This window comes from Hyphococcus sp. (assembly GCF_965228385.1).
In the GTDB taxonomy this organism is placed as follows: domain Bacteria; phylum Pseudomonadota; class Alphaproteobacteria; order Caulobacterales; family Parvularculaceae; genus Hyphococcus.
In genome coordinates, this window is sequence record NZ_OZ245810.1 from 2,435,311 (window position 1) to 2,448,891 (window position 13,581).

General features: G+C 52.1%; 12 protein-coding genes. 6 read left to right on the top strand and 6 right to left on the bottom strand.

Annotated elements, in window-relative coordinates; genetic code table 11:
* Positions 1 to 52 precede the first annotated feature (52 nt).
* From pobA to ACQK2Q_RS11375, 5 genes are all read right to left on the bottom strand, one after another.
* A complete protein-coding gene (gene pobA / locus ACQK2Q_RS11355) occupies positions 53 to 1,222 on the bottom strand; it encodes a 4-hydroxybenzoate 3-monooxygenase (protein ID WP_425409857.1) in 1,170 nt (389 codons plus the stop codon).
* Entirely contained in the window at positions 1,219 to 2,442 is a 1,224-nt protein-coding gene (locus tag ACQK2Q_RS11360) for a cytochrome P450 (protein ID WP_425409858.1), read from the bottom strand. Before ACQK2Q_RS11360 ends, pobA begins: the two co-directional genes overlap by 4 nt.
* A 34-nt stretch (positions 2,443 to 2,476) precedes the next feature.
* Positions 2,477 to 3,958 carry a sulfatase family protein gene (locus tag ACQK2Q_RS11365; RefSeq protein WP_425409859.1) on the bottom strand — a complete coding sequence of 494 codons (1,482 nt, stop codon included), beginning with the start codon at positions 3,956 to 3,958 and terminating at the stop codon, positions 2,477 to 2,479.
* Between the two features lie 67 nt (positions 3,959 to 4,025).
* The gene (locus tag ACQK2Q_RS11370; RefSeq protein WP_425409860.1) at positions 4,026 to 5,030 is read right to left on the bottom strand and encodes a Rieske 2Fe-2S domain-containing protein; all 1,005 of its coding nucleotides are present in this window, start codon (positions 5,028 to 5,030) and stop codon (positions 4,026 to 4,028) included.
* Positions 5,027 to 5,443 carry a GlcG/HbpS family heme-binding protein gene (locus tag ACQK2Q_RS11375; RefSeq protein ID WP_425409861.1) on the bottom strand — a complete coding sequence of 139 codons (417 nt, stop codon included), beginning with the start codon at positions 5,441 to 5,443 and terminating at the stop codon, positions 5,027 to 5,029. The genes ACQK2Q_RS11370 and ACQK2Q_RS11375 overlap by 4 nt, the downstream gene beginning before the upstream one ends.
* Positions 5,444 to 5,537: 94 nt before the next feature.
* On the opposite strand from ACQK2Q_RS11375, the gene ACQK2Q_RS11380 reads away from it, so the two are divergent.
* The 4 genes from ACQK2Q_RS11380 (at position 5,538) to ACQK2Q_RS11395 (ending at position 11,123) form a co-directional block, all read left to right on the top strand.
* Positions 5,538 to 6,446 (top strand): AraC family transcriptional regulator, encoded by a 909-nt coding sequence (locus ACQK2Q_RS11380; RefSeq protein ID WP_425409862.1) that lies wholly within the window; start codon positions 5,538 to 5,540, stop codon positions 6,444 to 6,446.
* Positions 6,447 to 6,574: 128 nt separating this feature from the next.
* On the top strand, positions 6,575 to 8,887 hold the full coding sequence (locus ACQK2Q_RS11385) for a TonB-dependent receptor (RefSeq protein ID WP_425409863.1): 2,313 nt from the start codon (positions 6,575 to 6,577) through the stop codon (positions 8,885 to 8,887).
* 169 nt (positions 8,888 to 9,056) lie between these two features.
* The gene (locus tag ACQK2Q_RS11390; RefSeq protein WP_425409864.1) at positions 9,057 to 9,728 is read left to right on the top strand and encodes a GntR family transcriptional regulator; all 672 of its coding nucleotides are present in this window, start codon (positions 9,057 to 9,059) and stop codon (positions 9,726 to 9,728) included.
* Between the two features lie 102 nt (positions 9,729 to 9,830).
* Positions 9,831 to 11,123, top strand: coding sequence for an ester cyclase (locus ACQK2Q_RS11395; RefSeq protein ID WP_425409865.1), 1,293 nt, complete (start codon positions 9,831 to 9,833; stop codon positions 11,121 to 11,123).
* On the opposite strand, the gene ACQK2Q_RS11400 is transcribed toward ACQK2Q_RS11395, so the two are convergent.
* Positions 11,120 to 11,878, bottom strand: coding sequence for a GntR family transcriptional regulator (locus ACQK2Q_RS11400; protein ID WP_425409866.1), 759 nt, complete (start codon positions 11,876 to 11,878; stop codon positions 11,120 to 11,122). The two genes, ACQK2Q_RS11395 and ACQK2Q_RS11400, sit on opposite strands and share 4 nt — an antisense overlap.
* Before the next feature lie 26 nt (positions 11,879 to 11,904).
* Here ACQK2Q_RS11400 and ACQK2Q_RS11405 point away from each other — a divergent pair, with 26 nt between their 5' ends.
* Positions 11,905 to 12,669 carry a hypothetical protein gene (locus tag ACQK2Q_RS11405; RefSeq protein WP_425409867.1) on the top strand — a complete coding sequence of 255 codons (765 nt, stop codon included), beginning with the start codon at positions 11,905 to 11,907 and terminating at the stop codon, positions 12,667 to 12,669.
* 48 nt (positions 12,670 to 12,717) lie between these two features.
* Positions 12,718 to 13,557 (top strand): hypothetical protein, encoded by an 840-nt coding sequence (locus tag ACQK2Q_RS11410; protein ID WP_425409868.1) that lies wholly within the window; start codon positions 12,718 to 12,720, stop codon positions 13,555 to 13,557.
* The last annotated feature ends 24 nt before the right edge of the window (positions 13,558 to 13,581 follow it).

The following is a 13,581-nucleotide window of genomic DNA, read 5'->3' on the forward strand; positions in this document are numbered from 1 at the left end:
TCGTTTTTCCTTTGAACAAGAAACTTTGATGTAACAAGAATAAAGCCAATACCTACAAAGGGAGCCCAACATAGTTTTCAGCGATTGCGCGCCGCGCCGTTTCTGACGAAGCAATATAATCAAGCTCAGCCGCTTGGACCCGGCGATCAAAAGAGCTGTCTTCCGAAAATCGATGCATCAACATCGTAAGCTGCCAGGAAAATCTTTCGGATTTCCACACGCGCGACAATGCTTGTTCAGAATACCGTGCAACTGCGTCTTGATCGTTCTTCTTGAACCATGCAATGAACGCTCGCGACAAATATCGGATATCCGAAGCCGCTAAGTTCAATCCTTTCGCCCCTGTAGGTGGAACGATGTGTGCGGCGTCGCCCGCAAGAAACAATGAACCGGATTGCATGGGTTCAAAAACAAATGAACGCAAAGGCGCAATCGATTTCTCAAGCGCCGGCCCGCGCGTAACTTTTTTTGCCGCCGCTGGCGGCAGCCGGGCGCAGACTTCGTCCCATAATTTACCAGTCGGCCAGTCTTCCGCTTTTTCGCCCAATGGAACCTGAATATAGTAACGGCTGCGCGTCGCTGATCGCATAGACGCAAGTGAAAAGCCCCTTTCGTGATTGGCGTAGATCAGTTCTTGATCACAAGGCGGTACATCGGCAAGAATTCCGAGCCAGCCAAACGGATAAATCTTTTCATATTGCCTTCCCACACATGGCGGCATTGCTTTGCGAGAAGCGCCATGAAAACCGTCGCAACCGACTATAAACCGGGCGTCGACCTGATGTGACACGCCGCCTTTCGTGTAAGTGATAAAAGGTGCGTCGCTTTGCGTGTCATGTAAGGCTGCGGCGTCCGCCTCCCAGATAATTTCAAGTCCGCGCTTGGGTGCAGCGTCAATCAAATCCTTAGTGAGTTCGGTCTGTCCATAGATCAATACATGTTTTCCGGTAAGAGCTTTTATATCGATATGAATCAATCGTTCGCCGTCAGCGAGATTAAAGCCATGATGCGGTATGCCTTCCGCATTCATTCGCTCCGCAAGGTCCAGATCTTCTAGAATTTCCGTCGTTACTGTTTCTAAAACACCAGCGCGAATTCGCGACAAAACATGCGCCGCGCTTTGTCGCTCGACGATAACGGCGTCAAGCCCGGCTTGCCGCAAAAGATGGCCGAGCATCAACCCGGCCGGCCCCGATCCAATGATTGCAACCTGGGTTTTCATGAGGATGGCGTCACCCTGACAGGAAGGGATTTTAATGCATGCAGCGTATTGTTTGCGCGTCTCAGGACTGGACCGTCAACGATAATCGCCTGACATTTCTCCACCAAAGCGCTCAGGATAAACTGCGTTTCGAGCCTTGCGATCATTTGGCCAAGGCACTGATGAATACCCGCCCCAAATCCTACATGGCCGCTTGTGTTTCGGGTGATATCGAATCTGTCTGGATTTTCCCACTTGCGCGGATCTCTGTTTGCAGCCCCCAGAAACAGCAACACTTTCGTGTGTTTCGGTATCAGCGTGTCTCCAATGGCGACTTCCCTAGCAGTGGTGCGAAAGAATGTCTGCACTGTTGAATCCCACCGCAAACTTTCCTCCCCCGCCTTGCGCACAAGTCGAGGATTTTCGCGCAGTTTTTTCCATTGCTCGGGAAATTGCGTTAGTGCGTAGATGACTGTGGCTATCCCGTTTACCGTTGTATCCACGCCGGCGGAAAGAAGAGATCGTAGAAGTCGTTGGGCTTCCTCTTGTGTGCAGGCCCCGTTATCAGCCGCCTCATACACTGCAGCGCCCCAGCCGTCTTCACGCAAATTTTCTCGCTTACAAGCGCTGGCGACCCATGCGCTTGCTTCTCGCGCTGTATTCATACTTTCAGTAAGAAGCCTGTTTCGCGGTCCAAATGCATTAAAGACTGTCGCAGCATAAACTAAAAGATTTTCCCGGCCTTCCTCCATCAATCCCACGGCGTCCGGAAAAATCAGCATTGGAAACGCCTCGGACAAATCTGAGACCGCATCGAATCCACCCTGTTTTACAAGTTGATCCACGAGCGCCGCCGCTTTCGATGTCCAAACAGGCTCCAGGGTTTTCAAAGACGCCGGAGAAACGACGGACTGCATGATCGACCGCGTTCTATCGTGCAGCGGTGGGTCGACCTCCAAGAGTAGAGATGGCGGACGCCACGGTTCTTCCTTTGCAAAATCCGACAAACCTACGCCGCGACCGGATAGGAAGGTCTCATGGTCAATAAGCGCCGAGCGCACCTCTTCATACCGCGCCATGGCGAAAATATTGTATCGCGATAACCACACGACAGGACCGGGATCGCGCAGCGCGTCATGATAGGCGTACGGATTCAGAAGGAACTGTTCTTCAAAAGGATCGATGTCCACTTTCGGAATAAGCAAGGGCGCTCCATCGCCGATCGATTGAAGGTTGGTCATTTAAACGCTCCTGTGCTGACGAAAAAACCGCCCTTCATTCCGGTTTCGGCAACTTCGGCAAATCTTCCGGTTTTCGGGTAAGCCCGAAATGATCCGGCATTTCATTGCCCACAAAACCATGCGAGTAAGAAAGCGAATCAACTGGAAGCATTGACTTGTTCCACGCGTCATATTCTTGCTTTAGGCAATTGAATATTTCGGGTCGGCGCGCTTTCAGGTTTGCACGTTCAAGCGGGTCGGCGACAACGTTGAATAAAAATGTGTTTTCTAGAATTTTCAGATATTTCCACGGACCTGACCGGCACGCTTCCTGATCAAGATTTTTGTACCGCCAGAACAGTGTCCGCTCCTGCAAGGTCTGTTTGCCTGTAAGCGCGAAAATATCGACGCCGTCAGCGGGATAATCAGGATGCATTCGCGCACCGCAAACGCGCGCAAGCGTCGGCGCCCAGTCCATGGAAATAATAATGTCATCATGGTTGACGCCCGCTTTCAGCACTTGAGGCCATTTCACGATGGACGGCACTCTGATGCCTCCTTCCAGCAGGTGGGTCTTTTTTCCGGAGAATGGCCAGGTATCTGAAAATCTTTCACCACCATTATCGCTCGTGAAAACGACAATCGTCTGCTCTTCTAAGCCGGCGGCGCGCAGTGCGTCGAGCACGCGACCAACTTGCAAATCCATTCGCGCGACAATTTCGCCGTAAGTTTTGAGGTCGCCGCCATCCCAATGCAGCAGCGCCGCCGGGTTGCGTGTTTTTGCGAGCCTGCGCGACTCAGCTTCATCATTCGGGCCGGTCCATGGCCAATGGGGCGCGCTGAAGTGCACGCTCAAGAAAAAGGGGCGATCGGATTTTGCAAAGTGCGTAATCATTTCCGAAGCGCGCCGTCCGAGAAGATCGGTCAGATATCCGTCTTCCTCAATACGTGTTTCTCCGTCCCAAAGGTCCGGTTCCATGACGCCCATATGCGTGAAATAATCGATGGCGCCGCTTCGATAGCCCCAGAAATGGTCATAGCCGCTTTTCAATGGACCGTAATTCGGCAAAGCGCCAAGATGCCACTTACCGACCAGCGCGGTATGATATCCATGATTTCGCAAAATCGAGGGCAGCGTAGGATGCGAAGGCGGTAGCCCAACATCCCGCAATGCTATCGGCTCTTCGAGTCCCACCGGCAGACGGTATTGATAGCGCCCGGTTATCAAGGCCGTACGGGTGGCGGAACATACAGCGGAGTTTGCATAAGCTTGCAAATGTCGAACGCCGTCTTGGGCGAGCGAGTCGATATGAGGCGTTTCATATTCTCGGCGGCCATAACAGGAGAGATCCGCATAACCGAGATCATCGGCCATGATAAAAACAATATTCGGTCTCGCGCGCTCAGCCGCCGCAGCGCCGGCGTATGCGCCCGCAAGCCCTGCGCCGGCTGAAAGAAACGCACGGCGAGAAAGTCCTGCGTTCTCCGAAACGCGCAAATCGCTTATGGGGATGTTATTTCTGTTGTTAATTTTCATGTGACAACATAAGCCAGACACATCAGGCCGGCGGCGTAAATTCGAGAATGCCGCCGTCCCAACTTTCTCAGGAGATCATGTCGCACGCGATATCGGTGCGCGGAAACTCGCGAACATATCGCAGGAATGTCATCAGCATACGATCTGTTTCAGTCAGCAGGTCCTGGCGGAAGCGGATGCTGCGCATCACCATATCGTCTTCTTCAAAAAGCTGCCGGCCAAAGGCGAGCCCTTGCTGGATGATGGCTTTCACCATTTCATCTTCGCCTGGCGCGCCGGTGCTTTTTGCAGTAGCCGACATCATGGTGTGCAATGTACGGTTTCCCGGCAACGGTTTTCCAGCGGACATGTTGTAAACATGACGGCCCATCATGACGCCTTCAAACACCAGGCAGTTTGTACCGAAAATATTGACGGTCTGAGTCATTGGCGGCATGCCGGGCATCGTCATTTCTTGCGTATAACGCATCCGTCCGGGCCACCCTTCAACATTCTTGGGATCAACCTCCAACTCTATCTTATGAACAGCCCGCAGGTGTTGAATATCTGACGAATTTGAATAGGGGATAAAATGATCGACATTGGTTTCGTGATCGAACTCGACCTCAAAATCTGCGTCCTCCTCTTTCATCGCCGGGCTTGGGACCTCATAAAAAGGTTCAAGACCGTTAAAGGCCCAGATAACGCCCCAACTTTCTTCCGTAGGAAATTTGAAAAGCTTTGCCTGCTCCGGCGGCTTATCTCCGGTCATCGTGTCAACGCACTGACCCGATGCATCATATCCCCATTTGTGAAAAGGGCAGATAATCTTTCCGCCAACCACGTCCGCGTCAGACAGATCAGCGCCGAGATGACGGCAGTAGGCACTCAACACCTGCGCTTTTCCGGCGCTATCCCGAACGGCAATAACGCGACCGTTTAGAAATTCTGTTCCGAAAATCTCGCCTTCTTTCACTTCGTTGGATAAGGCGATGGGATACCAATTCTGGTCATATCCGCCAGCATCCCCCTGCTTTGGCATAGGCTTGCCGCGCGTAAATGCATCTTTGTTTAACTGCTCCTGACTGTTCACGCGTCATCCCCCTTATTGTTTTCATCGCCAACGGCGAAGACGGCGATCGCATGGTCTTGCGCGTAATGCCCGCCAGCGACCCCGATCGCGCCGATCGTTTGGTCGCCATCTTTTATCGGCACGCCGCCCGCGAGGGCCATGACTTCAGAATCTCCTGTAAAGGCGGCGAGGATTAGCGGTTCTTTCGACGCAAGATCCGCCATCGCCTGCGTTGGATATCCGAAATTCGCCGAGGTGCCGGCTTTCCGAAAAGCGACGCTGATATTCATGTACCCAACGCCGTCCATACGCGCCGACGTGACCATACGGCCCGCGGCGTCCACGACGACCGCAGCGACCGGCACATTCTGGCTGTTCGCGGCGGACAGAGCGCGGCTGAGCGTTGATTGAGCCCTCTCTAAAGTTAAAGACATAGGTTTTTCCTCCTGTCAGACAATTTGGTACGAATATCGGGCGCTCGAACATATTCAATTTGATCATTTCATTATCCGAATGTATGGATGCGAAATGGAGCTCGAACGGCTTTTGCCCGTGGCGCGGTTTCGCGCAACGTCCTTCGGCGTGGTAAACGCGGGGGCGCCGTGCGGCGTTGAGGCGCCTGACATTGATTACGCTATTATTTATAGCGTCGTTCGTGGCCCCATCTGGTTCGAGGGCGGCGGACTTTCAGAAACCCTAAACTCCGGAGACGTACTATTTCTACCGCATGGAGACCGGCACCGTCTTGCTTCCAGTTCGGACGTTGCACCCTTGGCGCCGTTGATGGAATTACTTCGGCGTAAACCTGGAAATTTTATATTTAATCATGGAGGCGCTGGGGCCCCGATACAATTTATAGCGGGCGGTTCTATCTGGGAAGATGCTGCGAAAACGACAATCTCACGTCTTCTACCTGAAGCGCTTATTTTGAGGAAAGAACAGATCCCTGAAACAGGGCATATCGCAGATGTTACCGGAATGGTTGTAAAAGAAGGGCTTTCTCCGAGAACTCAATCAGGAATCATCGTAAATGAACTCTTTAATATTTTACTTTTCGAAATTTTAAATTCGTTATTGTCTGCACACGCTGCATTTTCGGGATTCCCAAAAAACTCCACATCCGGAAAGATTACAAGAGCACTTTTGCTTATTCACAATTCATCGCCGTGTGAGTGGACGAGCACGTCGCTTGCAGAACGTGTCGGCTTGTCGCGCTCCGTATTTTCGAAGAAGTTTAAATTGGAAACAGGTGTTTCTCCAGGAGCCTACATCAAGCGGTTACGCATGCAGCGCGCCGCAAATCTATTAGAGCATCCACATGTGAGCATTGCAGACGCTGCAGAACATGCAGGCTATGCTTCGATACCGTCATTTTCACAGGCTTTTAAACTTGAATTCGGCGCTTCTCCGCATGCGTGGCGCATCTCAATAAGATGATATTCTCGGACCAAAACGAATTTTGTCACTTGCCAAATCATCAAAAATACACAAAAATTGTCTGACATTATTGAGAGGCTAGGCCTAACTAGCTCAAAATTAAGCGTTTTTTTGGGAGGGATCTGGATATGATGCGCACTAATACAGCAACTGCGCTCGCTTTGGTCGCAGGATTCACGACGTCGTTCCCGGCGGCGGCCGTTCAATCCAGCAGTCTCGACGAAATCGTCGTGACGGCGCGTAAGAAAGAAGAAAGCCTGCAAAATGTGCCGGTCGCCATCACGGCCGTCAGCGGCGCTGAACTGGAGCGCCGCAACATGTTCGACATAGTCGATCTTGGCGACTTTATTCCTAACGCCAAGTTTGAAGCGGGCACAACGGATGTCGGCGGCGCCGCCAATGCGACTTTCTTTATCCGCGGCGTCGGACAGCTCGATTACGCGCCAACAACAGACCCCGGCGTTGGCCTTTATGTCGACGGTGTTTTTTTTGGACGCGTTCAGGGCGCCGTGATGGAGCTTGCGGACATCGACAGGGTTGAAGTCCTCAAAGGTCCGCAAGGCACCCTGTTCGGCAAGAACACCATGGGCGGCGCCATTAACGTCACGACCAAGCGCCCCGAAGAAGAATTCGGAGGCTTTGCCACGCTGACCGTTGGCGAAGACGAACGAATTAATTTTGACGGCAGCGTCAATATTCCCTTCAGCGATAACCTACGAAGCCGCTTTTCGATTTCTTCACGTAATCAAGAAGGTTTTGTACGCCTTCCATTTGCGGGTGATAAGAAAATAGGAGACGAAGGTACGATCGTTGCGCGAGGCTCATTTTTATATGCGCCCTCTGACGCCACGGAAGTTCTTTTAGCGCTGGATTATACCAATATCGACGCTGATGCGAACACAGGCGTGCCAGTTTTTAATCAACCTGCAAATCTTGCGCTCTTGTGGAACAATCTGGTCGGTATTCCGAACATGACGCCGCTAAGCAACGCTTTTGAAACACAGGATTTGCGGTTGAGCTTCGGAACAGGATCATACGCCGTCGACTACAAAGGCGGAGGCGTTTCGCTGAACATAGATCATGACTTCGGCGAAACCCAAGTGCGATCCATTTCCTCTTACAGACAATTCGCTTCGCGCAACCAGCGTGATAATGACAGCTCTCCTGTCGATTTCGGACAGCTCGATTACAGAGACGAGCAGTGGCAGGTGAGTCAGGAACTGAATATCTTCGGCAATCTCTTTTCTGAAAACCTGCGCTATACGGCGGGTCTTTATTTCTTCCATGAGGAAGCCGAAAGCCTATGGACTGTGGGTCTGGCGCCAGGCCTTTATCAGGCTCTGGAAATGCTTCCGGGGCCTTTCATACCTGCAACGCCGACAAGCACATGCCCGCCTATCGGTCCGATGGACATTTGCGCCGGCGGTGCGGCGAATCCGGTAAATTTCGGTTTCGATATCGCCAGTTCGCTAAATCCGCGCGTCGACGCGAGCTCTTATGCCGCATTTGCTGAGATTGAGCTTGACCTCACAGACACGCTGACATTTGTTGCCGGCGGTCGCTTCACCTACGATAAAAAAGACTACACTTACAGTCATACAGCGATTTTCACCGGCTTCATGACGGTCCCCGAGACGAACATAAAGACCGACTGGACAGACATTTCTCCGCGGTTCACGCTAAGCTATCGCCCGACTGATTCAGTGCTTTTCTACGGCACAGTTTCAAGCGGCTACAAAGCGGGTGGCTTCAATGCACGCCCGGTCAATCCTGCAGTTGCGCAACGTCCTTTTGATCCTGAAAAGGTCTGGGCTTATGAAATTGGTTCAAAGGCGGACCTCGCCGATGGAAGACTTCGTTTGAATACGGCGGCTTTTTTCTATGATTATTCCGACATGCAGCTTCAAGCCAATGATATCGTTGGCGCACAGACAGTCCAGGTTATCGACAATGTAGGCAGTGCTGAAATCTGGGGCGTTGAAGTTGATGCAACCGTTATTGTTACTGACCAACTTCGGCTTTACGGGTCGGTGGGCTATCTCAATGCGGAGTACAAGGAAACGCAGCAGGCGATTACCGGCATCACACTGGATACAAAACTTCCAAAGACACCGGAATGGTCAACAACGGTTTCAGCGGAATACATTCTTCCTACTCAACTTGGCGAATTTCTCGCGCGGATCGATTATTCATGGGTGGATGAAAATTTCGCCGACGTCCGTAATACGCCCTCGCTTCGGCAGCGCGCGCATGGTCTTCTGAACGCGCGTCTCGGCTGGACTTCCGAAAACGGCAAGTTCGGACTCGCTGTTTACGGCAAAAACCTCACCGATGAAGCCTATGTCGCAAACGGTTTCGATGTTTCAGCCGCTACGGGTCTTGTTATTGCTATTCCGAACGAACCGAGAGAAATCGGCGCTCAAATGACAGTGCGTTTCTAACTCCATTCTTTCGCATGAATAATAAAAAGCCGAGCCAGAGGCCCGGTTTTTTATCGGCAGTTTTGATTGATTGCATCACCGGGGGCTCTTGTCTACGCTGTTGCGCCATTCCTCAATTGCATGGTAATTCCTGTATAAAGGCGTTACGCGATCAGTTTGCGGAGGATGCTTGTCAAAGGCCGAGGAATTAAACGAACAGACGTCTTCTGTAGAACGCGCAGCAGCCTGGCTGCGCGATAAAATATATGATGGCGAGTTCACTCCCGGCCAGCGGCTGATTGAAGCTGAACTCACCGAGACCATCAATGTAGGGCGCAGCACGATTAGAGAGGCGATTCGCCGGCTTACTGCGCAAGGCCTCATTGAAACGCGCCATCATTACGGCGCCCGCGTTCGAAGGTTTACGCGCGAGGACGTGACGTCCATCTATCAGGTCCGTCAAGTCATAGAAGGTTTAGCGGTACGCCTAACGACACATAAACTCAGCGATGACGGAAAAGCGATTTTACAAGCGCTAAGCGGCAAGTTACGAACCGCAAAGGATAGCGGCGAAATAAAACGCTATATTGAATTAAACGGCGACCTGCATGACTTTTTCGTTCAGGCAAGCGGAAACCCTTTTATTTCGGAGACTGCAGCGCGATTAAACACGCGTATTTTGCGCCTACAATTCAAACAAGTTTTCGATCTTGAGAATCTCGCCATCTCCCATGCTGATCACTGCGCTATACTCAACGCCGTGCTTCGCTGCGATGCCCATGAAGCCGAGTTATTAATGCGCGCTCATATCGGCCGTTCGCAGCAACAAATTGAAAATTACGACGACAGCTTCTTCCAATAATCTCAGTTGACGCCGTGTGCTGGATAGGGCTAGCCTCGCCTGATGATTGTCAGACAATTTTTCCGTCTCATTACCATCTCTGCGTGCGCAGCGGGGGTATTGGTGAATGCGCAGGCCCAATCCAGCGATGGGATCGCCGGGCAGATCAGCGCAGCGCTTGCAAACAATGACGCCGACGCGCTGTCGGCGCTTTTCGCTGAGGGTTATGTCGATCAGTCTAAGGACTTCCTTGGCGATGGCGACTTGTTGCGGCAGCTAAATGAGCTTGCCAGCGCCATGCCGGATGCGCGTGTCGAACCCACTGTATTGGAAACGACTGACGGCGTAATCGCCGTTAGCAGAAAGATAAGCGGCGTCGTTCAGCGGGACTTCATGGGGTACAATCCGCCGCCAGTTCCGGTTCACATAGAAACCATGGATTTTTTCACGGTCGATAATGGTCAGATTACATCCCGGCGCGGTTTGATTGACAAGATTGGCTTGTTAAGACAATTGACAACGCCTTTCCCGGCAAATGCTCCATCAGCGTCAGCAACCGTGCATGAAGTCATGCGCTTCAACTCCGGAGAATTTCCGGAAGGCCTTATCGATGACGGCAAAGGCGGGCTTTTATTGACCATGCTGTTTGACAATAAAATCCTTTCAATTGCTCCCGATAATGACGTTGAGGTTTTTGCGGATCTTCCCTTTGCTTCGGATCCGAAGAGCCAACAGGGAACAATGTGCATCGCCAAAAGCAAGGGTGGCGTGATATACCTAACTGTGCATTCAAGAACGCCGGAACATCATGGCCTGTGGCGGCTCGATGAAGACGGATCAGCGCGGGTAGTTGCAGCAATGCCCCAGGATGCGATTCCGAATGGGCTGGACATTGACGATCAGGGGCGCGTTTATATCGCCGATTCAAGCGGGGCCGTGTGGCAATGGCGGCCCGACGCCTCGGAACTTACAATTTGGGCGGCGGACGATCTGGTGCGGCGGCGGCCTTACATTGGTAATTTCCCTGGACCTAATGGATTGAAAGTAAATAAGAATTACGTGTATGTCACGGTTTCCGACACGGGCGCTTTTATACGCATCCCCATTCGGAAAAATGGGGACGCCGGAGACACCGAACTAATTGCACATGGCGCGCCTGGCGACGATTTCGCTATCGATTCCAATGGCGACGCCTATGTAACAACCCATCCGTTCAATTCGCTGCTGAAAGTGACGGAACGGGGGGTAGAAGAAATCGTGGCTGATCACGAAGACGGCGTAATAGGCCCGACAAGCGCCGCCTTTGTTGAAACAGCTAACGGCCCTGTATTATATGTCGTGACTGACGGTGGTTTATACGCGCCGTTACCGGGCGTTGAAATTGTCCCCAAACTTTTCCGTATAGATATCGATTAGATGGTGCGGCCGTCAGCACGCATGTTCGCTAAAACCGCTTTGCCAATCCGCTTTATGTGCGACCGCATCATGCGTTCAGCTTTCGCCGCCTTTCCATCAAGTATGTGAGAAACAATGTCTTGCAACTCTTCGTTTGAGATTGAGATAGCGGTCTTTGAGAGTTGACTGTCGTTTTCCCGTTTTGATATTTGCAGACTTAGCGGGGCGGCTACTTCATAAAGACGAGCTGCTTTGCTTTCCTTGCGTAAAAAACCGAGAAGGGCGTACCTTGCCGCATGAAATGCTGAAACCCGCCCCGATCTGCACGCCTGATTAAGCGCGCTGGCAGACGTCTGCAGACCGGCTGTGTCAATCTCGTGTCTGCGTGCGTGTTGAGCGCAAAGACGCGCCGCCACCGGCTCAAGGGCGTCCAGCATTAAATAAATTTCGCGCACATCCTTTGTGTCAAGCTTACGAACCGATGCGCCCCTGTTGGGGTGCAGCGTAACAAGACCCTCTCCCGCAAGCCGGACAAGGGCCTCGCGGTATGATCCCACGCCGCCGCCCGCCAGGGCCGATACATCCCGTGCAATCAGACGTTGGCCGGGAGCAAATTTCCCTTCTCGAATGCCCTCGCGAAGAAATTTGGCAGCTTCGTGAACGGAATTGACACTCATATGCGACCTTGATACGTTCCGTTTAGAAGATATTGTCTGACAATTTACTCGAGGATTAAATGCGACTGGTAGACTCGCAAACAGTTGAATGGCGGCCATTTTCACAGCATCGCCCCGGCTCTGCAATGAACAAAAGGCTATTAAATGGCCGCCCCGGGCAGCCTGATAACTATGAGCTTAGCCTGGTGCTGATGAATGGCGATTACAAAACGCCGCGCCACCGGCATAACTTCGATCAAATTCGATACATGATCGAAGGCGAGTTCGGTTACGGCCGAAGCAAAGACGAAATACAGCAGCAAGGCACGGCAAGCTACTTTCCTGAAGGCGTTTACTACGAACAGCAAGCGATTGGCCGATCCGTCACACTCCTGTTTCAAGGCGGCGGACCGAGCGGCGCAGGCTTTTTAAGTTATGACCAGCTCGAAGAAGGCTTTGATACGCTCGGCGAAGAAGGAACTTTTTCTAACGGCGTATACACCTGGATTGATGAAGATGGGGGCAAACATAATAAAGACGCCTATGAAGCAATTTGGGAGCGCATTCGCGGCAAGACGCTTGCCTATCCCAAACCCCGATACCGAACGCCGATTATAGCTGACGTAAACCATTATGATTGGACGCCGACTAGTGAAGAAGGCGTTGAAGCCCGCCATATGGGCGCCTTCACAGAACGTTCGATCGCCTTCGGTTTCCTAAAACTGGATAGAAACGCCATGCACGTCTGTGCGCCTCATGGGATCTATTACTTCCTCTCAGGAGAAGGCGCGGTTGCGCGCGAGGCTTATGTTACGGGCGCCGCCGCAGCCATGGACGGAGAGGAAGGCCGCGTTATCCGCGCCGCGTCGCCAACACAGCTTGCATACATTCTTTTGCCGAGATTCTCGTAGGCGCAGTTGCTGGCGCAACGCCAGTTGTAGATAGGAAGGAAGGTTATTTTGGCAATCGCTCATCGCAGCAACGCACAACGTGAAGGCGCATCCGCGCACCGTAACGAAGGCATTGCATTTGAACACCTTCTTGTCGGTGAAGAAGGGACAAAAGACAACTTCATACTCACCATTGTTACGACCGAAGACGAATACAAAACTCCACGCCACCGTCATAACTTTGAACAGATCCGATATGTTCTGAAAGGAGAAATGCAATACGGTCCGGGCGAAATCCAAAGGGAAGGCGCTATCGCTTATTTCTGCGAAGGCGTATCCTATCAGCAAAAGGGTAGTGACGGTTCGGAAACGCTTCTCCTTCAATTCGCCGGCCCCAGCGGCCAGGGATATATGAGCCAGCGCCAGCTTCGCGCCGGTGCTAGAGAACTGCAGGCGAAAGGCACTTTCGAAGACGGTGTATTCGTGTGGGATGATGAACATGCGGGCAAGAAAAAACAGGATGGCTATGAAGCTGTCTGGGAACACGTGAACGGCAAAGACGTTAAATACTGCAATCCCCGCTACGTCTCCCCAATTATAATGAACCCTGACAGTTTCGATTATATCCAACTGCGCGGACATGCCGGCGTGGCGCAAAAGCTGTTAGGCCGTTTCAATGAACGCGGCGCCGAGATCCATATGATCAAGATGGAGCCGGGCGCTGAATATGCGCTTGCAGCGCCGGAACGTCCGCTGGTAGTCGCCGTCATGCATGGCGAAGGCGCTGCGGATGGCGAGGTGTACGGTCCGCTATCAGCTTTTCGGGTCTTACGCAAAGAGCAAGTTCAATTGGCGGCCGAGTTTGAAACAGAGTTATTTATAATCGGCCTACCGTCATTTGATGATTGACAGGACAAGCGCAAACCGCCGCTC

Coding starts and splice junctions, on each gene's coding strand:
- pobA (WP_425409857.1), bottom strand. CDS start 1,222: ATGAAAACCCAGGTTGCAATCATTGGATCGGGGCCGGCCGGGTTGATG.
- ACQK2Q_RS11360 (WP_425409858.1), bottom strand. CDS start 2,442: ATGACCAACCTTCAATCGATCGGCGATGGAGCGCCCTTGCTTATTCCG.
- ACQK2Q_RS11365 (WP_425409859.1), bottom strand. CDS start 3,958: ATGAAAATTAACAACAGAAATAACATCCCCATAAGCGATTTGCGCGTT.
- ACQK2Q_RS11375 (WP_425409861.1), bottom strand. CDS start 5,443: ATGTCTTTAACTTTAGAGAGGGCTCAATCAACGCTCAGCCGCGCTCTG.
- ACQK2Q_RS11380 (WP_425409862.1), top strand. CDS start 5,538: ATGGAGCTCGAACGGCTTTTGCCCGTGGCGCGGTTTCGCGCAACGTCC.
- ACQK2Q_RS11385 (WP_425409863.1), top strand. CDS start 6,575: ATGATGCGCACTAATACAGCAACTGCGCTCGCTTTGGTCGCAGGATTC.
- ACQK2Q_RS11400 (WP_425409866.1), bottom strand. CDS start 11,878: ATGGCCGCCATTCAACTGTTTGCGAGTCTACCAGTCGCATTTAATCCT.
- ACQK2Q_RS11405 (WP_425409867.1), top strand. CDS start 11,905: ATGAACAAAAGGCTATTAAATGGCCGCCCCGGGCAGCCTGATAACTAT.